The sequence below is a fragment of the Roseovarius ramblicola genome (assembly GCF_042430665.1).
Classification (GTDB): domain Bacteria; phylum Pseudomonadota; class Alphaproteobacteria; order Rhodobacterales; family Rhodobacteraceae; genus Roseovarius; species Roseovarius ramblicola.
This window is the reverse complement of record NZ_JBHMEC010000001.1, coordinates 35,628-54,422: the sequence shown is the minus strand read 5'-3', so window position 1 is coordinate 54,422 and position 18,795 is coordinate 35,628. Positions and strand designations below refer to the sequence as shown.

The window sequence follows — 18,795 nt, the reverse complement described above, 5'->3', positions numbered from 1 at the left end:
TGCGACGGGGCGGCGTGGCGATGGCGCGGCGGGCTTCGCCCTTGATTCCGCGCCGGAACCAAGCACCCGACGACCGCAACGGGCCAGTCCAGCCCCCCTATTCTTCCGCGCGCCCGGCCTCGATCTCGCGCCAGCGGGCGACGTTGCGGTTGTGCTCGGCCAGCGTCTCGGCAAAGGCGTGACCGCCGCTGCCATCGGCAACGAAATAGACAAAATCGGTCTCGGCGGGGTCGACCGCAGCCGCGATGCTGGCGCGACCGGGATTGGCGATCGGCGTCGGCGGCAGCCCGTCGATCACGTAGGTGTTCCACTCCGTCTCGGCGCGCAACTCGCTCTGCCGGATGCCGCGACCCAGCACGCCGCGCCCCTCGGTGATGCCGTAGATCACCGTCGGGTCGGTCTGGAGCCGCATCCCCCGCCGCAGACGGTTGACAAAGACGCTCGCCACGCGACGCCGCTCTTCGGCAACAGCGGTCTCCTTCTCGATGATCGAGGCAAGGATCAGCGCCTCCCCGGCGCTCTCCAGGGGCAGGCCCTCTGCGCGCCGCTCCCACGCGGCGGCAAGGATGACCTCCTGCGCCTGCGTCATGCGCGCGATCACGCTGGCACGCGTGTCGCCCGCCTGCACCTCGTAGCTGTCGGGGGCGAGGCTGCCCTCGGGCGGCAGCTCGGCCACCTCGCCGGTGAGCACGTCCACCGCCTTCAGCCCGTCCACCACCTGCCAGCTCGTGATGCCCTCGGCAAAGGCGAGCCGGTAGCGGGTATCGGCACGGTCGAGCATGGTGTCGTAGACCGCCGGGCGCGCCTCCTCCTGAGCGGGGTCGAAACGCGCACGCTCGGCAAACTGCGCGGTGGCGGGGTCGAGTTCGCGGACTACGGCCTCCGCCCCGGTCACGCCGATGCGCCAGACCACCTCGGTGCCGCAGGTCGAGGCACCGCCCTGCGTCAGCAGATCGGTGATCCCGGACATGCTCGCCCCCTCGGGGATGAGCCAGCTTCCAGCCTTGAGATCATCCTCGCGCCCGGCGTAATCGGCCCCGATGCGAAAGATCGCGCCGCTTGTCACCGCGCCCTTTTGCTCGAGATCGCGCGACACGCCGCGCATGGTGGTGCCAGGCGGCACGCGCAGGCAAATCGGTTCCTCGAGCGGGCCGGTGGCGGTATATTGCGCCTGCCCCCACAGGATGACGCCACCCAGCAGGAACACCGTCACAACCAGGAGCGTGATCACGTTCGAGGCGATGTGGCGCCACATCAGCGCGGTTTTCCCAGCACCAGCGCCGCATTCGTGCCGCCGAAGCCGAAGCTGTTGGAAAGCGCCACGTCGATCTTGCGCTCCCGCTTGGCATTGGGCGCGAGATCGAGCGGCGTCTCGACCGCCGGGTCGTCGAGGTTGATCGTCGGGGGCGCGACCTGATCGCGAATCGCGAGGATGGAAAAGATCGTCTCGACCGCCCCCGCCGCGCCCAGCAGGTGCCCCGTGGCCGACTTGGTAGAGGTCAGCGTCGCCTTGCCCGCGGCATCCCCCAGCAGCGTCTCGACCGCCTTCAACTCGATGGTATCGGCCATCGTCGAGGTTCCGTGCGCGTTGATGTAGTCAACCTCCGCGGGCTCCAGCCCCGCATTGCGCAGCGCCGCGCGCATGGCGCGCAGGCCGCCATCACCGTCCTCTGCCGGGGCGGTGACGTGATAGGCATCGCCCGACAGGCCATACCCCAGCACCTCGGCGTATATCCTGGCACCGCGGGCCTTCGCGTGCTCGTATTCCTCCAGCACCACGGCACCCGCACCCTCGCCCATGACAAACCCGTCGCGGGCCTTGTCATAGGGACGGCTCGCCGCGGTCGGATCGTCGGCCCGCTTCGTCGAGAGCGCCTTGCAGGCATTGAACCCGGCGATGCCGATCTCGCAGATCGAGGCCTCGGCCCCGCCCGCCACCATCACATCGGCATCGCCGAACATGATCAGCCGCGCCGCGTCGCCGATGGCGTGGGCCCCGGTGGCGCAGGCGGTAACAGCGGAATGGTTCGGTCCCTTGAAGCCGTGTCGGATGCTCACCTGCCCGGAGATCAGGTTGATCAGCGCGCCGGGAATGAAGAACGGCGAGACCCGCCGCACGCCCTTGTCGCGGATGATATTGGCCGTCTCCTCGATTGAGCGCAGGCCGCCGATTCCCGAACCGAGCATGACTCCCGTACGCTCCAGGCTTTCGGCATCATCCGGCTTCCAGCCCGCATCCTCCACCGCCTGCTGAGCAGCGGCCACACCAAAGAGAATGAAGTGATCGACCTTGCGCCGCTCCTTGGGCTCCATGTAGCGGTCGGGATCAAAGGTCCCGTCGCTGCCGTCGCCATAAGGCACCTCGCAGGCATATTTGGTGATAACATTCACCGGGTCGAAACGGGTGATCGTCCCCGCGCCCGACTGACCGTCCAGAAGACGGCGCCAGCTTTCCCCGACCCCATCGGCGAGCGGGGTCACAAGCCCCAGCCCCGTGACAACGACACGCCGCATCATGCTGCCCTTTCACTATTTCGCTTCCCGCCGTCCTTACCCCGGCTCAGGGCAACGGGGCAAGAGCGCGGGCGCGCGCCCGCGCGACTCCCGGCCGCGTCAGAGAAATTCGGCGGTCGGTTCTGCGCTCGGTCGTGCCAGCGCCAGCGCCTCGCCGAGGTCGATGTCGCGCGCCATCAGCGCGCGACCGATCAGCGTGCCGGAGATGTTGGGAATGTACCGCAGCCGCGCCACGTCATCGACGCTGCGCACGGTGCCGCGCGCGATCACCGGGTGCCGTGTCAGCGTGGCCAGTCCGGAAATCACCCCGAGGCTGCCGTCGCTGTCCTCGATATCGGCGTCGATATCGGTGACGAGAATGCCGGCAAGCGGTGCCTCGTCGAATGCGGCGATGAAATCCCCGGCGTCGATCGCGCTCGGGCTCTGCCAGCCATGCGTCATCAACCGACCCTGGAACACGTCCACAGCCACGACGATCTGATCGGGATGATATTTGGCCAGTTCGCGCACGCAATCGGGATCCTGCGCCGCCAGCGTGCCAACCACGATCCGCCCCGCACCACGGTCGATCCAGCCAGTCACAGCGTCGCGCGAGCGAAACCCGCCGCCAAGCTGCACGGGAATGCCCGCGGCGCGGATGATCTCCTGAATCAGGTCGTTGTTGGCATCGCCGCCCTTCAGCCCGTTCAGGTCGGTCAGGTGCATCCATTCCGCGCCCGCACGCGCGAACCGACGTGCTGTCTCGACCGGATCGACATGCCACAGGACAGGCTCGTCGAGTCGCCCGCGGGTGAGGCTGACGCATTTGCCGTCCAGGATTTCCAGAGTGGGATAGATGATCATTGCCGAAGTCCCCAAAGCCGTGACCGGCAGACATACCGGATCGCGGGCTTCATGCCCGCTCCTGCCCTGCGCTGCTGGTCTCATACCGGCATCATAGCACCGATTCCCGCCCTGCGGGTAGCCCGCGGCTTCGCCCTGGCAGAAATACTCCGGGCGACGCCGCTCCGCTCGGATCAGGGCGCCGGAATCGCGGCCCCCTGAAACGCGACAGGCCCCGCCGTCCGGCGGGGCCCCTTGCATGCCGCGAACGGCCCTGGTTCAGGACGCGTCGGTGATGAACTTCACCGCGTCGCCGACCGTCTGGATAGTGTCGGCCGCATCGTCGGGAATCTCGATGCCGAATTCCTCTTCGAACGCCATCACCAGTTCGACCGTGTCGAGACTGTCTGCGCCCAGATCGTCGATGAAGGACGCCTTGTCGACGACCTTGTCTTCCTCGACGCCCAGATGTTCCACCACGATCTTCTTCACGCGGTCAGCGATATCGCTCATGTCTCGTTCCTCATTCTGTGTCGGGCGTCTTCGCCCCTTGGTCTGCCCCAGCCCCCACGGGGTTGGCTGTCGATGATGCCCGTCGCGGGCGGCGCTGCCTGCCGGTGCGATCCGAAGGGGATGCGGTCAGGCACCCGGGGGAATGCGAGCCCCCCGGAAAAGCTGCGTGGCCTATAGCACAGGTGAGGGCAATGGCAAATGATTTCGCCGCATCCGGCCAAGGCGAAAAATCGCCTGCCTCAGATCATCGCCAGTCCGCCATTGACGTGCAGAACGGTACCGGTGACATAGCCCGCCCCGGGGCTCGCGAGGTAGAGCGCGGCGGCCGCCACCTCATCCGGCGTGCCCATCCGCCCGGCAGGGATCTTGGCAAAGAGCGCGGCCTTCTGCTCCTCGGTGAGCTTATCGGTCATCGGCGTGGCGATGAAACCCGGCGACACCACGTTGGCGGTGATCCCGCGGGTGGCGACCTCGTGAGCGATGGACTTGGTCATGCCCTCGAGCCCTGCCTTGGCGGCGGAATAGTTGACCTGCCCGGGATTGCCGATCGTGCCGACGACCGAGCCGATATTGACGATCCGGCCCCAACGCGCCTTCATCATCGGGCGCACAGCGGCGCGGCACAGCCGCATGGCCGAGGTGAGGTTGACGTTGAGCACCTCGTTCCAGTCGTCATCCGACATCCGCATGAAGAGCTGGTCGCGGGTGATCCCGGCATTGTTCACGAGGATATCGAGGCTGCCCGCGGCGGCGATGGCCTGCTTGGGCAGCGCTTCGACCGCCTGTGCATCGCCGAGGTTGCAGGGCAGCACATGGGCGCGGCTGCCCAGTTCCCCGGCCAGCGCCTCAAGCGGGGCCACGCGCGTGCCCGACACGGCCACAGAGGCCCCCGCCCCGTGCAGCGCCCGTGCAATGGCGGCACCGATGCCGCCCGACGCGCCGGTGATGAGCGCGGATTTACCCGTCAGATCGAACATGATGACTTCTCCAAAATGTAATGCGCGGTTCAGCCGAGAGACGCGGCGGCGTCCTGCGCCTCGGCGGGTGTGGCGATGGCACGGCAGGCGATCGCGCGGTCGACACGGCGCACCATGCCCGAGAGCGCCTTGCCGGCGCCGATCTCCCAGATCTCCGTCACGCCCGCGCCACCCATGAATTGCACCGATTCGCGCCAGCGCACAGAGCCGGTGACCTGCTCGACCAGAAGCGCGCGGATTTCCGCCGGGTCGCTGACCGCCTGCGCGCGCACATTGGCCACCAACGGAACGGCGGGGGCCTTGATATCGACCGCGGCCAGCGCCTCGGCCATCGCATCGGCGGCGGGCTGCATCAGCGCGCAGTGAAACGGCGCGCTCACCGGCAGGAGCACGGCGCGCTTCGCGCCTCTGGCCTTGGCGATCTCCACCGCGCGCTCGACCGCCGCCTTGTGGCCCGAGACCACCACCTGTCCGGGGTCGTTGTCGTTGGCCGCCTGACAGACCTCGCCTTGCGCGGCCTCCCCGGCCACCGCGCGCGCGGTATCGAAATCGAGCCCCAGGAGCGCCGCCATCGCGCCGACGCCGACCGGCACCGCCTCCTGCATGGCACGGCCCCGGATGCGCAACAGCCGCGCGCAATCGGCCACGCCCAGCGCGCCCGCGGCGGCGAGCGCGGAATATTCCCCCAGCGAATGCCCGGCGACGAAGGCGGCGGCACCGGGTGTCACCCCCTCGGCCTCGAGCGCACGCATGGCGGCGAGCGAGGTGGCCATCAGCGCGGGTTGCGCGTTCTGTGTCAGCGTCAGCGCGTCCTGCTCGCCCTCCCAGACCAGCGCCGACAGCCTTTCGCCCAGCGCGTCGTCCACCTCGTCGAACACGGCGCGCGCCGCCGGATACGCATCGGCAAGGTCGCGCCCCATGCCGATCACCTGCGCGCCCTGCCCCGGAAATACGAATGCCAGGCTCATCTGTTCACCTCCCCGTGAAAAATCGCCCCCCGATACATCGCCGCGCCGCGCGTGGCAACGCCAAAGCCCGCGCGTGCCCAGCCGCACGCCGCCTGTGCGCAAGCGGCGATGGACGGGGGCGCGGCGATCGCTAGATTGGCGCGCAACCGCAAGAGGACCGCCCCATGCCGATCGCCAGTTCCGCCACTACCTACGGCGCCGTCACCAAGTCTTTTCACTGGCTGACGGCGCTGTTGATCCTTACCAACCTGCCGCTGGGCTGGTTTGCCGCGCAGATGGCCGAAGACATCACCGCGACAGGCGGCACCGAGGCACAAGTGGCGCGCGCCGCGCTCCTGTTCTCGATCCACAAGACCACCGGCGTGACAGTCTTTTTCGTGGCGCTGGGGCGTATCCTCTGGGCGCTGACGCAGACCAAGCCGGGGCTGCTGAACGGCGACCGCCCGTTCGAGGCATGGGCCGCAGAGACGGCCCACTGGCTGCTCTACGGCTCGCTCGTTGCAGTGCCTCTTTCAGGCTGGGTGCATCACGCGGCCACCACGGGCTTCGCGCCGATCTGGTGGCCGTTCGGACAAGACCTGCCCTTCGTGCCCAAATCCGAAGCGGTCTCGGAGATCGCGGCCACGCTGCACTTTCTGTTCATCGTGGTGCTCGCAGCGGCGCTCGCCGCCCATGTCGCGGGCGCGCTCAAGCATCACCTCCTCGACGGCGACGCGACGCTGCGCCGGATGCTGCCCGGGGATATCCCGGCCCGGCCCACCGCGCGCCAGCCGGGGCACACGCTGCCGCTGGTCGCCGCGCTCGCGGTCTGGGCCGGCGTTGTGGGCGGCGCGGGCGCGCTTGGCTGGTTCGAGAAACCCGGCGGCGGCGCCGCTCCCTCGCTCGCCGCCGTGGAAAGCGACTGGCAGGTACAGGAGGGCAGCTTGCAAATCGCGATCCGGCAGATGGGATCGGAGGTCAAGGGCCGCTTCGCCGACTGGACCGCCGATATCGCCTATGCCGAGGCCGCCGATGCAGAGGGCCGCCAAGGAGCGGTCGAGGTCGTGGTGGCAATCCCGTCGCTCACGCTCGGCTCGGTGACCAAACAGGCGATGGGCAAGGACTTCTTCAACGTCGAGGCGCACCCGACCGCCACCTTCGCCGCCGATCTCGTAGCCGAGGGCGACGGCCACGTCGCGCGCGGCACGCTCACCATCAAGGGTCAGAGCGTACCGGTGGAGATGCCCTTCACCCTCGACATCGACGGCGACACCGCCCGCGCGTCGGGGGGGCTAATCGTGGACCGGCGAGATTTCGGCATCGGCGAGGGCGCGCAGGACCCGGGGCAGCTCGGCTTCGAGGTGGAGGTATCGTTCAGCCTCGTGGCGAAGCGCGCGGGCGGCGCGGGTTAACGCCCGCCCACCTTTTCGCCCGACGCCACCGGCATGGTCCCGACAGCCTGTCTCCGGCAGGTGCCGCTCCACTCGCCGCGCCGAAACCGCCCGTCGTCGCGAAACCGCACCTCCAGCGTCGCCGCCGACCCGCGCCGACACCAGCCGCGCATCCTAGTGTCGATTTGCAGCGTATTGCCCCGCAGCACAGCGCCGGTCACGCCGTCACCTTCGCTGCGGCCGATCCGACCCACCGTCAGCGTGCTCAATCCCTCGCCGATATCCACTTCGATCGGGAACCCGCCCTGCCCGTTATCTACCGTGAACACCCAGGACCCGACAAGGCGCGCCGGGTCGAGCGCCTGCGCGGGCACGAAAACCCCGGTCAGTCCAACCGCCTCGCCTCGTCGATCAGCATGACGGGAATGCCGCCCCGAATCGGGAAGGCGAGCCCGGCGGACGTGCTGACAAGCTCCTGCCGTTCGGCGTCGTACTCGAGCCGCCCGTGGGTCTGCGGGCACAGGAGCGCCTCGAGCATCCGCCGGTCGAAAGCGGGGCCGGAGGTCTCCGGCGCATCGCCGGTGCGCGGGGGAACTGTCGGGTCGGTCATTGCACGATGTCCTCGCCTTCGCCGCCCCGCAGCGCGTATTCCAGCAGCGTCACCATTGTCTCGCGGCGGGTGGCGAGCGACGGGGCCTCCAGCAGCGCCTGCTTCTCCTCGGGCTCGAACCCGAGCAGCATCGACAGCGAGTTGAGGAGCAACTCGTCATCCGCCTGCTGGAGCGATTCCCAGTCTGTCTCGAGCGACCGCGCGCGGAAATAGCGCGACAGCAGGTTCATGAACCCCTCCCGGTCAAAGCCGGGGTCGGTCTCCGCCGGACCCATGTCGCGCTCGAAGCTGTCCCAGCACACCCGCGCCCTCCGGTAGGGGGCAAAGCCCTCGACCTCCCCGGTCACGCGGAACCGCGAGAGCCCCGTCAGCGTGATCATGTAGCGCCCGTCCTCCGTCTCGGAAAATTGCGTCACGCGACCGACGCAGCCGATCCGGTGCAGCCCGGTACAGTCCTCGCGGCCCGGCGCGGGGCTGGGCTGCACCATGCCGATAAGCCGCTCGGGCGTCTTGAGCGCATCCTCGAGCATCGCGAGGTAGCGCGGCTCGAACAGGTGAAGCGGTAGCCGAGCGCGCGGCAAGAGCAGCGCACCGGGCAGCGGAAAGACAGGGATGATCTCGGGGAGATCGAAACGTTTTGACATATCCTTTACTTTAGCCCGGTGGCGGGCTCAGGCAAATATCATCGAGCTGAGCTTGCGCCGCCCGGCGAGCAGGACCGGATCGTTGGGCTTGAGCGCCTCGAATATCTTGAAAAGCTGCGCCTTGGCCGCGCCGTCATTCCACTCGCGGTCGCGGCGGAACAGCTCGAGCAGCTCGTCCACCGCCTCCTGCACCTGCCCCGCGGCATAGAGCCCGGTGGCAAGGTCGAACCGCGCCTGATGGTTGTCGGGATCGGCCTCGACGGCGGCGCGCAGATCGGCCACGGGGCCCGTCTGCTCGGCCTGCCGGGCGAGCGCGATCTGCGCGTGAACGCCCTCCATCTCGGGCGACGACGCGATCTCGGCGGGCGCGCCGTTGAGGATCGCCTCGGCCTGGTCCAGATCGCCCGCCGCCACCTTGACCCGCGCCATCCCGGCAAAGGCGCGCGCGTTCTTGTCATCCTCCTGCGCCACGGCGGCGAAGGTCTGCATCGCGTCGGTGAGCGCGCCCTGTTCGAGCATCTCCTCGGCCGCGTCGAGTGCCGAGTCCAGCCCGCCTTCGCCGTCGCCGTCCGCAGCACCGCCCGCCGCCTCGATCACGCGGGTCACGAAGGCATCGACCTCCGATTGCGGCAGCGCCCCCTGGAAGCCGTCGATCGGCTGGCCTTGCCAGAAGGCATAGACCGTGGGCAGCGACTGGATGCGCAATTGCCCGGCGATGGCCTGGTTGCGGTCCACGTCCACCTTGGCCATGCGCACCTTGCCGCCCGCGCGCGTCACCGCCGCCTCGAGCGCCGGGCCCAGCGTCTTGCACGGGCCGCACCACGCCGCCCAGAAATCGACGATCACCGGCACTTTCTGGCTGGCTTCGATCACCTCGGCCATGAAATCGGCCTCGTTGACGTCGCGGACGAGATCGCCCGCCGCGGGGCCGTTCGCGGTCTTGCCAAGTTCCAGCATGTCGAGACTCCCTCTATCCGAATGCCCCCTATATGAGGGCGCGTTCGCCGCTGTCAAAGATCAAATGTCGCAAACACCGGCGCGTGATCGCTTGGCTTCTCCCAGCCGCGTGCGGCGCGCAGGATGCGGCTGGAATGGCCCGCCTCGCGGATGTCGCCGCTGGCCCAGACGTGATCGAGCCGGCGGCCCTTGTCGGCGGCGTCCCAGTCGCGGGCGCGGTAGGACCACCAGCTGTAGAGCTGGCCCTCGGGGATGTCGGCGCGGGTGACGTCGTGCCAGCCGCCGGCCTCCATCGCGGCACCGAGGTGATCGACCTCCACCGGCGTATGGCTCACCACCTTCAATAGCTGCTTGTGCGACCACACGTCATCCTCGCGCGGGGCGATGTTGAGATCGCCCACCAGGATGGATTTCTGCGGGCGCTCCTGCCCGAAGAAATCGCGCATGTCGGTGAGGTAATCGAGCTTTTGCCCGAACTTGTCGTTCACCGCGCGGTCGGGCACATCGCCGCCTGCGGGGACGTAGAAATTGTGGATGGTCACGCCGTTCTCCAGCCGCCCTGCGATGTGGCGGGCATGGCCCAGCCCCGCGAAATCGAGGCTGCCCGCCTCCTCGATGGGCAGCCGTGACAGGATCGCCACGCCGTTATAGCCCTTCTCGCCGCGCGCGATCATGTGGGGATAGCCGAGATTGGCGAATATCTCGCCGGGGATTTTCTCCACCGGGCTCTTGCACTCCTGCAGGCACAGGATGTCCGGCCCCTCCTCGCGCAAGAGCCGCGCGACCAGCGGCGCGCGCAGCCGCACCGAATTGATGTTCCAGGTGGCGAGGGTGAAGGGCATGGCGTGTCGGTCCTCGTGTTGTGCGTGGCGCAGACCTACGGGCGCGCGGGCGCGGCGTCCACCCCCTCCGGCGCGCGGCCCGCGACGGGGCGATCCCGGTTTACATGGCGCGGGACGCGGGGCACTCTCTGCCGCAGGCTCCGCCGCCCGAAAGGACACACATGACCGACAGCACCAGCGTCACCCCCACCGATAGCGACCTCGCCTTCACCCGCGAGAGCGCGCGCGGCACTATCGCCGAGCCCGCCTATGCCGGTGCGCTCAGCTTCATGCGCCGCCGCTACACCCGCGACCTGGCAGGGGCAGACGTGGCGGTGATGGGCGTGCCCTTCGATCTGGCGGTATCGGGGCGGTCGGGCGCGCGGCTGGGGCCGCGGGCGGTGCGCGCGGCCTCCGCCCATATCGCGTGGTCGGCGCCGTGGCCGTGGGATTTCGACCCGTTCGAGCGGCTGGCGGTGGTGGATTGCGGCGATTGCTTCTTCGATCCCGGTTACCCCGCGCAGGTGCCCGAGGCCATCGCGCAGGCGGCGCGCGACGTGCTCGCGACCGACACCGCGCTGCTGACGCTGGGGGGCGATCATTTCATCACCTGGCCGCTGCTCAAGGCGCATGCCGCAAAGCATGGCCCCCTCTCGCTGATCCAGATCGACGCGCATTCCGACACTTGGGAGGACGAGCCGGGCCGGATCGACCACGGCACGATGCTGTGGCACGCGGTGCGCGAGGGGCTGGTGGTGCCCGAGACCTCGGTGCAGGTGGGTATCCGCACGCACAACCCCGACCCGCTCGGATTCACCGTGATCGACGCGCGCGAGGTGCACCTGAGCGGCCCGCAGGCGGTAGCGGCGCGGGTGCGCGGGATCGTGGGCAACCGGCCCTGCTATCTCACCTTCGACATCGACGCGCTCGACCCTTCGGCCGCACCGGGCACCGGCACGCCGGTGGTGGGCGGGCTCAGCACCTTCCAGGCGCAGGAAATCCTGCGCGGACTGGAGGGAATCGCGCTGGAGGGCATGGACGTGGTCGAGGTGGCCCCGGCCCATGACGTGTCGGAGATCACCGCGCTCGCGGCGGCGACGCTCGCCTGCGACCTGCTGTGCCTGCACGCCGCCGGGCGGTAGCGCCGCAAAGGCCAGACGGTCGCGGCATCCTGAAAAACAAAAGGCCCCGGGCGATGCCGGGGCCAGTCCAACAGGGAGGTTCACGTCTTACCGTATGTGAACATTAGCACATATATCATAATAATCAGATACGCCTTTGACCCAAGTCAAGCGACCGTGACCTTTAAACCACAAGGCGATATCCGCCGGACTCGGTTACCAGGAGGCGAACGTTGCCCGGATCGGGCTCGATCTTCTGGCGCAGCCGGTAGATATGCGTCTCGAGCGTGTGGGTCGTCACCCCGGCATTGTAGCCCCAAACCTCGTGCAGCAGCACATCGCGCGGCACCACGCCCTCGGGCGAACGATAGAGGAATTTCAGGATGTTGGTTTCCTTCTCGGTCAGGCGCACCTTGCGGTCCTCCTCGGTGATGAGCATCTTCATCGCCGGCTTGAACGTGTAAGGGCCAAGCTGGAAAATCGCGTCCTCCGACTGTTCGTGCTGGCGAAGCTGCGCCCGGATACGCGCCAGCAGCACCGGGAACTTGAACGGCTTGGTGACGTAATCGTTGGCCCCCGCGTCGAGGCCGAGGATGGTGTCGGCGTCGCCGTCATGCCCGGTCAGCATGAGGATCGGCGCACGCACCCCCTGCTTGCGCATCAGCCGGCACAGTTCGCGCCCGTCGGTATCCGGCAGGCCGACATCGAGGATGATGAGGTCATAGATCATGTCCTTGGCCCGGGCCATCGCCTCGGCGGCGGTGGCGGCCTCGAACACGTCGAAATCCTCGGTCATGACAAGCTGTTCGCCAAGCGCCTCGCGCAGGTCGTCATCGTCATCGACGAGAAGTATCTTCTTGACTTGGGCCATGATGCGATCCTCTTCCTGTCCGCCAAGATGCGCAAGCCCCGCGCGCCCGGCAAGGGACTCGTCACAGCTTTCACAGCCACGTGTTACCGCGCGAGCGGTTCTTTGCAATTCGTTACAACATACGCTACCGAAAGGCACGATTTCCCGGAGAAACCCGATGAGCTTCGCCCCCGACCTGACAGAAACCATCGCGCGCGCGCGCGCCGATCTGCGCATGGGCGTGCCCGTGGTGCTGCGCGGCGCCGGCGGCGCGGCGCTGGTGCTGGCGGCCGAGACGCTCGACGCGCAGCGGCTTGCCGATGTGCAGGCGCTGGGCGGCGCACCGGTGCTGGCGATCACCGCACGCCGCGCCGCGACATTGAAGGCGCGCGCCTATGACGGCGATCTTGCCCGCGTGGTGCTGCCGCCGGACGCGCGGCTGTCGTGGGTGCTGGCGGTGGCCGATCCGGCCGACGACCTCAAGATGCCGATGAAGGGCCCCCTCATCAGCGATCGCGGCGGCGACGCGGGCCTGCACCGGCTTGCGCTCACGCTGGTAAAATCCGCGCGGCTGCTGCCCGCCGCGGTTCTGCTCGATCTGCCCGACGGGGCGGGCTTTGCCGCTCGGCACGGGCTGACGGCGCTCGACGCCGACGCCGCCGCACCGCATCTCCTCGAGGTCAGCCCGATGCACCCGGTGGTGAGCGCGCGCCTGCCGCTCTCGGTCTCCGAGGCCGGGCGGCTGCATGTATTCCGCCCGGAGGATGGCGGCGAGGAGCATTACGCCGTCGAGATCGGTCAGCCCCGGCGCGACGCACCTGTGCTGGCGCGGCTGCACTCGGCCTGTTTCACCGGCGACCTGCTGGGCAGTCTGAAATGCGATTGCGGTCCCCAACTGCGCGGCGCGCTGGCGCAGATGGGGGCCGAGGGGGCGGGCGTGCTGCTCTACCTCAACCAGGAGGGGCGCGGCATCGGTCTCGCCAACAAGATGCGCGCCTATTCCCTGCAGGATCAGGGGTTCGACACGGTCGAGGCCAATCACCGGCTGGGATTCGAGGATGACGAGCGCGATTTCCGCATCGGTGCGGACCTGCTGCGGCGGATGGGATTTTCCTCGGTGCGGCTGATGACCAACAACCCCGCCAAGCTGGCGATGATGGCGCAGAACGGCATCGCCGTCGCCGAGCGCGTCCCCCTGCGGCTGGGCGAGACCGACCACAACCGCGCCTACCTCGCCACCAAGGCGGCGAAATCGGGACATATGCTGTAGCTGGCGGGGCATCGGCGGGTCGCGTCATGACAGGTAAAACCGACCGCAGTTTATGGTTGTTCCGGGGGCTGGCCGGGGTCATGGTCGGATCGAGTTGACCTGGCCCGGGGCATCCGTGATCAAGATCCTGCACACCGCCGACATTCATCTCGACGCGCCGCTGCGCTCGCTTGCGCTGCGCGACGAGAGCCTGCGCGACGCGGTGCAGGCCGCGACGCGGGCCGCGTTCACGCGGACCGTTGATGTGGCGCTGTCGGAACGGGTGGCGGCGCTGCTGATCTCGGGGGACCTGTTCGACGGGCGCGCGCGCAGCGCCCGCACCGCCGCGTTCCTGACCGCGCAGCTTGACCGGCTGCGCACCGCCGATATCCCCGTATTCTACATCAAGGGCAATCACGACGCCGAGAACCCGATCACCGGCGCACTCGACCTGCCGGACAACGTGCATGTCTTCGACGCGCGTGGCGGCTGCGTGCAACTGACCGACGATATCCGGGTCCACGGGGTCAGCTTTGCCGACCGCCATGCGCCCGACAGCCTCCTGCCGCGCTTTCCCGCGCCGGTGCCGGGGGCGGTGAATATCGCCATGCTGCACACGTCGCTTGCCGGTGCGGCGGGACATGACACCTATGCGCCCTGCACACTGGCCGATCTGACTGCCATGGGCTTCGACTACTGGGCGCTGGGCCATGTGCACAAGCGGCAGGTCCATTCCGAAGCCCCATGGGTGGTGATGCCCGGCATGCCGCAGGGCCGCGATATCGGCGAGGCGGGGGCGAAATCCGCCAGCCTGCTGACGGTGGACGCGGGCCGGATCGAGGTGACGGAGGTGCCGACCTCGGTGGTGGAGTTCGCCGCCACGGCGCTGGACATCTCGGGCGTGGACAGCGACGACGCCCTGCGCGCCGCCCTGCGTGATCATCTGCGGGGCGTGGCCGACACGCTTACAAGCGACGCGGGCGTCATCCGCCTGACGCTGACCGGCACACCGCCCCGCCACTGGCAGATCCTGCGGGATCAAGACATCTGGGCCGAGGCGGTGGCGGCGCTTGCGCGCGACACCGGGCGGTTGTGGCTGGACAAGCTGCACCTGGAGATCGACGCGCCGGGCGATGCCGCACGCGCGGGCAGCGCCACGGACGAACTGGCCGCGCTCATGGCCGCGATCCGCGCGGAGCCCGGTTTCGGCGCCGCCGCACAGGCCGAGATCGAGGAGGTGATCGGCGATCTGCCGCAATCGGTGCGCGCCACGCTCCTGCCCGATGCGGATGCGGCCGGGGCGCTGACCGACAGCCTTGCCGCCACCGGCGCGCGCCGGGTGCTGGCGCGGATGAAGGGGGCCGAGGGCTGATGCGGCTACGCAGGCTTTCGCTGGACCGGTTTGGCCATTTCACCGGCCAGGCCCTCGATTTCGGGGAGGCGGGCGCGCGCCCGGATTTCCATATCGTCTACGGTCCCAACGAGGCCGGCAAGACCACCACGATGGAGGCGGCGCTGCGGCTGTTCTACGGCTTTCCGCATCGCGAACCTTATGCCTTCAAGCACCAGCGCGCGAACCTGCAGGTCTCTGGCGAGGTGGAGATCGACGGCGCGACGCGCGCCTTCACCCGTCTGCCCCGGCGCAGCGGCGATCTTGTGGATGCCTCCGGCACGGCCCTGCCCGAAACCGCCCTGGCCGCGCATCTGGGCGGCTTGAGTGAAGAGGATTACCGCAACCTGCTGTGCCTTGACGACGACACGATCGAACGCGGCGGCGAAGAGATCGCGCAGGCGCGTGGCGAGATCGGGCGGCTGCTGTTTTCCGCCGCCGCCGGGGTGGCCGATCTGAGCACGGTGCTCGACAGTGTACGCGCAGAGGCCGATGCGCTCTGGCGCAAACGCGCCAGCAAGACCCGCATCGCCGCGTTGAAGCGCGACCTGGCCGAGGTGGACAAGACCATCCGCGAGCGCGATGTCACCGCCAGCGCATGGCGCGGGCTGAAAAAGGCATGGGCCGAGGCGCAAGCCGTCGAGGCAGAGGCGCGCACGGCGCGCGATGCCCTGCACGCGCGCGCCGCCGACCTGTCCGCGAGACGCCGCGCGCTGCCGCTGCTGGCCGATCTGGATGCGCTGGAGGCGCGGCTTGCCCCCTTTGCCGGGTATCCGGAGCGGCTGGATTTCGAACCCGAAACGCTGGTCACGCTCAAGACCGACCAGACCCGCGCGCAAGGAGATATCGAGCGCCTGACCGCCGAGATCGAGGACCTGACGGCACAGCGCGACGGCCTTGCCCTGTCGCCCACCCTTGTCGCGCTGGCCGACGAGTTGGACTCGCTGGAGGATCTGCGCGCACGCGACCGGGCCGGCGCGCTGGACCTGCCGCGCCGCCGCGACCAGATGCGCGAGGCCGAAGAGGTCATGGCCCGCGCCGCCCGCGACCTCGGCGCACCCGGGGATTGCGACCCGCGGAGCCTCGTGCCGACGCCCGCGCAGCTCGCGGCACTGGAAGGGGCGCGCGACCGGCTGCGCAGCGCCCGCGCCACGGCCGAGGCCGAGGCCCGGGAAGTCGCCGGGCTGACCGAACGGCGCACCCGCGCGCGGGCCGATCTGGACCGGCTCGCCGCGCATGCCCCGTCAGAGGCCGATATCGGCGCGATCCTCGCCCGCCACGAGGCCGACACGCTGATGCAGGCGCATGCCACCGCGACGCAGGCGATCAGCAGCGCCGAACAGGCGGCGCGCGCGGCGCTGGATACGCTGGCCGTGGGCGGCGTCCGGTTCGACGCACTGCCCGATTGCCCGATGACCGCCGCGCGCGCCCGCGACCGGGCCGAGGCGCACGACACGCTGCGCCAGAAGATCGATCAGGAAATCGCGACCCGCGCCCGGCACCGCGAGGATATCGCGGCGCGGCAGGCGCAGATGGATGAATTGTGCCGCGACGGGCAGCTTGTCCCCGACGATGCCGCATCCGCCCTGCGTGCCGCGCGGGACGGCCTCTGGCAGGCACATGTGGCGGCGCTGATCCCGGCCACCGCGCAGGAGTTTGCCGCCGCGATGCAGGCGTTTGATACCGCGCAGGAGGCCCGCATCAGCCACGCCAGCGAACTGGGCCAGTTGCGCCAGATCGCGCAAGCCAGGGCCGAGGCCCGGGCCCGCGCCGATCAGGCCGAGGCGCGGCTGACCGAGCATCGGGCTGCGCAGGAGGCGATCGAAGCCGAGGTGACCACCGCCGCCGGGACCGTGGGGCTGCCCGGCCCGATAACGCCCGCCGACTGGCGCGACTGGGTGACGCGCCACGGCACTGCGCAGGACGCCGCCCGCACCGCCGCGCAGGTACGGGAAACGCACGCTCGGACACTGGCCCGCGCGCAGGCGCTGCTCGACGCTCTGACCCCGCATCTGGACCTTGCCGCCCCCGACATCGCCAGCGCCGTCAGCGCGGCACGCCGCCTGGCGGACTCCGAACAGGCGGTGCGCCGGGGGATCGAAACGGCGCGCGAGACGCTGCGGCTGGCCGAGACCGACCTTGCCTCGCGAACAGAGAAGCGCGACACCTGCCAGCAAGAGGCCGAAGACACCGCACGGGCATGGCGAACCCTTGTCACCGACAGCCTCGGCGATGTCGTCGCCCCCGACACCGTGCTGGCCGCGCTCGACCCACTGCGCAGCCTTGCCGCGCAGGAGGAAAAGCGCGCCGAGGCCGCCCAGCGCGTGACCACGATGACGCGCGACCAGGCGCTCTTTGCCGGGAAGGTCGCGGCGCTGGCCCGGGCGCATGGCCACGCCCCCGATGACACACCGGCCGACACATTCGCCGCGCTGCGCACGGCGTCCGAGACCGCCCGCGGCGCGGCTGCGCAGGCGCAAGACATCGACACCCGCATCGCGGCGGCGCAAGAGGCGCGGTCGCAGGCCGATAGGCGGCTGACCGAAATCGCCGGGACGGTCAAGACACTGGGCCGCGCCTTTCCCGAGGAGGCAGGTGTCGAAACGCTCGACGCGCTGCGTATCACTGCGCGCCGTGCCGCCGAGGTGATCGCCGACCGCGACAGGCAGGCCACGCTGATCCGCCAGATCACGTCGGAACTGGGCACCGGGGATCTGACCACCGCCCGCGCCCGGCTGGAGGGCGCAAGCCGGGTCGCTCTGGATGCCGGGGCCGAGGCATGCAAGGCCGATCTGGCGCGATCCGAGCAGGCCCTGACCGACGCGACCGAGGCCCGCGTGACCGCCCGTCAGGCGTTGGCGCGGGTAACCGGCGACACCGATATCGCCACCCTGACCGAGCGCCGCGCCACGCTGGAGCTGGAGCTGCGAGAGGCGGCAATGAAGCACCTGGAGCTGTCGCTGGGCCACCGGCTGGCCGAGACGGCGATCCGGCGCTACCGCGACACCCATCGCAGCGGCATGATGGCCGCGACCGAGCACTGCTTTGCCGCGCTGACGCAAGGTGCCTATGAACGACTGACGACCCAGCCCGACGGGGCCGGGGAAACCCTGCTGGCCGTCGACTCTTCCGGCACTGCCAAGCGTGTCGCCGAGATGTCCAAGGGGACGCGGTTTCAGCTCTACCTCGCCCTGCGTGCCGCCGCGCACGGGCAGCTTCTGGATCATGGCCCCAGCCTGCCGTTCTTTTGCGACGACATTTTCGAGACCTTCGACGAGGACCGCACCAGCGCCGCCTGTCGCGTCATGGAGCGCATCGGGCAACGCGGCCAGGCCATCTACCTGACCCACCACCGCCACGTGGTCGATATCGCGCAAAGGATCTGCGAAACGCCGCCCATGGTGCACGAGATTTGAACGCGCGCGGGCCGTCAGGCGGGCCGTCAGCGGATGCGCCGTTCCTCCAGAAGCCGGGCAAGCGCCGCCCGCCGGTCCGTCGTCAGGAACGGGGCCGTGCCTCCGATCCCGGCGATCAGCCCGTCGAACGCCGACCGGTTCCACGCGGCGCAGTGGATGGCGACCGGTACGGGCGCCGGGGCGAGCATCCGGTCGCTGCCGATGTCCAGCACCGCGATCAGATCATCCCCCCAGACATAGTCCAGCCCCGTCACGTCGAGCAGCAGCGCGTCGGACGGCCACAGCAGCCAGCCCCACACCACCGCCGCGTAAAGCACCCGCGCATCCCGGTGCCCGTCGGCCCCCACGCCGCAGGGGCCCGACAGCGCCACCTCCAGCACCTCATACAGAGGGCCGTGTCGCGTCTTCGCGATCTCGATACGCGTGTAGCGCCAGCTTGTGCTGGACAGATCGCTCACAGACAGGGGCGTCTCTTGAATATCCATGTCAGGCGCGGTCAGCGAGCGGCATCGCGGGGCTCGTGGAGACCATGCTGCGCGCGATGGATGGCCCGCGCCACGACCAGCCCCGGCC

18 protein-coding genes are annotated in these 18,795 nt (G+C 69.3%); 5 read left to right on the top strand and 13 right to left on the bottom strand.

Features of this window, described 5'->3' with window-relative positions:
- Nucleotides 1-97 precede the first annotated feature (97 nt).
- The 6 genes from mltG to fabD form a co-directional block, all read right to left on the bottom strand.
- Nucleotides 98-1,255, bottom strand: coding sequence for an endolytic transglycosylase MltG (mltG, locus tag ACFFU4_RS00255; protein ID WP_377065844.1), 1,158 nt, complete (start codon nucleotides 1,253-1,255; stop codon nucleotides 98-100).
- Nucleotides 1,255-2,514 carry a beta-ketoacyl-ACP synthase II gene (gene fabF, locus ACFFU4_RS00250; protein WP_377065842.1) on the bottom strand — a complete coding sequence of 420 codons (1,260 nt, stop codon included), beginning with the start codon at nucleotides 2,512-2,514 and terminating at the stop codon, nucleotides 1,255-1,257. The genes mltG and fabF overlap by 1 nt, the downstream gene beginning before the upstream one ends.
- A 99-nt stretch (nucleotides 2,515-2,613) precedes the next feature.
- Nucleotides 2,614-3,357, bottom strand: a complete 744-nt coding sequence (locus ACFFU4_RS00245) for a 1-(5-phosphoribosyl)-5-[(5-phosphoribosylamino)methylideneamino] imidazole-4-carboxamide isomerase (protein WP_377065840.1) — start codon at nucleotides 3,355-3,357, stop codon at nucleotides 2,614-2,616.
- A 258-nt stretch (nucleotides 3,358-3,615) separates the two neighbouring features.
- Nucleotides 3,616-3,849 (bottom strand): acyl carrier protein, encoded by a 234-nt coding sequence (locus ACFFU4_RS00240; protein ID WP_377065838.1) that lies wholly within the window; start codon nucleotides 3,847-3,849, stop codon nucleotides 3,616-3,618.
- 239 nt (nucleotides 3,850-4,088) lie between these two features.
- The gene (gene fabG / locus ACFFU4_RS00235; protein ID WP_377065836.1) at nucleotides 4,089-4,826 is read right to left on the bottom strand and encodes a 3-oxoacyl-[acyl-carrier-protein] reductase; all 738 of its coding nucleotides are present in this window, start codon (nucleotides 4,824-4,826) and stop codon (nucleotides 4,089-4,091) included.
- Between the two features lie 29 nt (nucleotides 4,827-4,855).
- Nucleotides 4,856-5,794: an ACP S-malonyltransferase gene (gene fabD, locus ACFFU4_RS00230; protein ID WP_377065834.1), complete on the bottom strand. Its 939-nt coding sequence runs from the start codon at nucleotides 5,792-5,794 to the stop codon at nucleotides 4,856-4,858.
- A gap of 164 nt (nucleotides 5,795-5,958) precedes the next feature.
- On the opposite strand from fabD, the gene ACFFU4_RS00225 reads away from it, so the two are divergent.
- Nucleotides 5,959-7,185, top strand: coding sequence for a cytochrome b/b6 domain-containing protein (locus ACFFU4_RS00225; protein WP_377065832.1), 1,227 nt, complete (start codon nucleotides 5,959-5,961; stop codon nucleotides 7,183-7,185).
- On the opposite strand, the gene ACFFU4_RS00220 is transcribed toward ACFFU4_RS00225, so the two are convergent.
- From ACFFU4_RS00220 to ACFFU4_RS00200, 5 genes are read right to left on the bottom strand one after another with little or no spacing between them, the layout of a single operon-like run.
- Nucleotides 7,182-7,538 carry a hypothetical protein gene (locus ACFFU4_RS00220; RefSeq protein WP_377065830.1) on the bottom strand — a complete coding sequence of 119 codons (357 nt, stop codon included), beginning with the start codon at nucleotides 7,536-7,538 and terminating at the stop codon, nucleotides 7,182-7,184. The genes ACFFU4_RS00225 and ACFFU4_RS00220 overlap by 4 nt on opposite strands.
- Before the next feature lie 11 nt (nucleotides 7,539-7,549).
- Nucleotides 7,550-7,774 (bottom strand): Trm112 family protein, encoded by a 225-nt coding sequence (locus ACFFU4_RS00215; RefSeq protein WP_377065828.1) that lies wholly within the window; start codon nucleotides 7,772-7,774, stop codon nucleotides 7,550-7,552.
- Nucleotides 7,771-8,418: an LON peptidase substrate-binding domain-containing protein gene (locus ACFFU4_RS00210; protein ID WP_377065826.1), complete on the bottom strand. Its 648-nt coding sequence runs from the start codon at nucleotides 8,416-8,418 to the stop codon at nucleotides 7,771-7,773. The genes ACFFU4_RS00215 and ACFFU4_RS00210 overlap by 4 nt, the downstream gene beginning before the upstream one ends.
- 27 nt (nucleotides 8,419-8,445) lie before the next feature.
- Nucleotides 8,446-9,375, bottom strand: coding sequence for a tetratricopeptide repeat protein (locus ACFFU4_RS00205; protein WP_377065824.1), 930 nt, complete (start codon nucleotides 9,373-9,375; stop codon nucleotides 8,446-8,448).
- A 53-nt stretch (nucleotides 9,376-9,428) separates the two neighbouring features.
- On the bottom strand, nucleotides 9,429-10,217 hold the full coding sequence (locus ACFFU4_RS00200) for an exodeoxyribonuclease III (protein WP_377065822.1): 789 nt from the start codon (nucleotides 10,215-10,217) through the stop codon (nucleotides 9,429-9,431).
- 161 nt (nucleotides 10,218-10,378) lie between these two features.
- Between ACFFU4_RS00200 and speB the strand changes: the two genes are divergently transcribed.
- Nucleotides 10,379-11,338 carry an agmatinase gene (speB, locus tag ACFFU4_RS00195; RefSeq protein WP_377065820.1) on the top strand — a complete coding sequence of 320 codons (960 nt, stop codon included), beginning with the start codon at nucleotides 10,379-10,381 and terminating at the stop codon, nucleotides 11,336-11,338.
- Nucleotides 11,339-11,501: 163 nt separating this feature from the next.
- Here the strand turns inward: speB and ACFFU4_RS00190 are convergent, their stop codons facing one another.
- Entirely contained in the window at nucleotides 11,502-12,188 is a 687-nt protein-coding gene (locus ACFFU4_RS00190) for a response regulator transcription factor (RefSeq protein WP_377065818.1), read from the bottom strand.
- A 157-nt stretch (nucleotides 12,189-12,345) separates the two neighbouring features.
- On the opposite strand from ACFFU4_RS00190, the gene ribA reads away from it, so the two are divergent.
- The 3 genes from ribA to ACFFU4_RS00175 all read left to right on the top strand — a co-directional run bounded on the left by ribA (nucleotide 12,346) and on the right by ACFFU4_RS00175 (nucleotide 18,222).
- Entirely contained in the window at nucleotides 12,346-13,437 is a 1,092-nt protein-coding gene (gene ribA / locus ACFFU4_RS00185; protein WP_377065816.1) for a GTP cyclohydrolase II, read from the top strand.
- 115 nt (nucleotides 13,438-13,552) lie between these two features.
- Entirely contained in the window at nucleotides 13,553-14,788 is a 1,236-nt protein-coding gene (locus ACFFU4_RS00180; protein ID WP_377065814.1) for a metallophosphoesterase family protein, read from the top strand.
- Nucleotides 14,788-18,222 (top strand): AAA family ATPase, encoded by a 3,435-nt coding sequence (locus tag ACFFU4_RS00175; RefSeq protein WP_377065812.1) that lies wholly within the window; start codon nucleotides 14,788-14,790, stop codon nucleotides 18,220-18,222. The genes ACFFU4_RS00180 and ACFFU4_RS00175 overlap by 1 nt, the downstream gene beginning before the upstream one ends.
- Before the next feature lie 26 nt (nucleotides 18,223-18,248).
- On the opposite strand, the gene ACFFU4_RS00170 is transcribed toward ACFFU4_RS00175, so the two are convergent.
- Nucleotides 18,249-18,707, bottom strand: a complete 459-nt coding sequence (locus ACFFU4_RS00170) for a hypothetical protein (RefSeq protein WP_377065810.1) — start codon at nucleotides 18,705-18,707, stop codon at nucleotides 18,249-18,251.
- Nucleotides 18,708-18,795: the final 88 nt, after the last annotated feature.

Excerpts from the sequence above, each read along its gene's own strand:
- mltG (WP_377065844.1), bottom strand. The coding sequence starts at position 1,255 with ATGTGGCGCCACATCGCCTCGAACGTGATCACGCTCCTGGTTGTGACG.
- fabF (WP_377065842.1), bottom strand. The coding sequence starts at position 2,514 with ATGCGGCGTGTCGTTGTCACGGGGCTGGGGCTTGTGACCCCGCTCGCC.
- ACFFU4_RS00245 (WP_377065840.1), bottom strand. The coding sequence starts at position 3,357 with ATGATCATCTATCCCACTCTGGAAATCCTGGACGGCAAATGCGTCAGC.
- ACFFU4_RS00240 (WP_377065838.1), bottom strand. The coding sequence starts at position 3,849 with ATGAGCGATATCGCTGACCGCGTGAAGAAGATCGTGGTGGAACATCTG.
- fabG (WP_377065836.1), bottom strand. The coding sequence starts at position 4,826 with ATGTTCGATCTGACGGGTAAATCCGCGCTCATCACCGGCGCGTCGGGC.
- fabD (WP_377065834.1), bottom strand. The coding sequence starts at position 5,794 with ATGAGCCTGGCATTCGTATTTCCGGGGCAGGGCGCGCAGGTGATCGGC.
- ACFFU4_RS00225 (WP_377065832.1), top strand. The coding sequence starts at position 5,959 with ATGCCGATCGCCAGTTCCGCCACTACCTACGGCGCCGTCACCAAGTCT.
- ACFFU4_RS00215 (WP_377065828.1), bottom strand. The coding sequence starts at position 7,774 with ATGACCGACCCGACAGTTCCCCCGCGCACCGGCGATGCGCCGGAGACC.
- ACFFU4_RS00210 (WP_377065826.1), bottom strand. The coding sequence starts at position 8,418 with ATGTCAAAACGTTTCGATCTCCCCGAGATCATCCCTGTCTTTCCGCTG.
- ACFFU4_RS00205 (WP_377065824.1), bottom strand. The coding sequence starts at position 9,375 with ATGCTGGAACTTGGCAAGACCGCGAACGGCCCCGCGGCGGGCGATCTC.
- ACFFU4_RS00200 (WP_377065822.1), bottom strand. The coding sequence starts at position 10,217 with ATGCCCTTCACCCTCGCCACCTGGAACATCAATTCGGTGCGGCTGCGC.
- speB (WP_377065820.1), top strand. The coding sequence starts at position 10,379 with ATGACCGACAGCACCAGCGTCACCCCCACCGATAGCGACCTCGCCTTC.
- ACFFU4_RS00190 (WP_377065818.1), bottom strand. The coding sequence starts at position 12,188 with ATGGCCCAAGTCAAGAAGATACTTCTCGTCGATGACGATGACGACCTG.
- ribA (WP_377065816.1), top strand. The coding sequence starts at position 12,346 with ATGAGCTTCGCCCCCGACCTGACAGAAACCATCGCGCGCGCGCGCGCC.
- ACFFU4_RS00175 (WP_377065812.1), top strand. The coding sequence starts at position 14,788 with ATGCGGCTACGCAGGCTTTCGCTGGACCGGTTTGGCCATTTCACCGGC.
- ACFFU4_RS00170 (WP_377065810.1), bottom strand. The coding sequence starts at position 18,707 with ATGGATATTCAAGAGACGCCCCTGTCTGTGAGCGATCTGTCCAGCACA.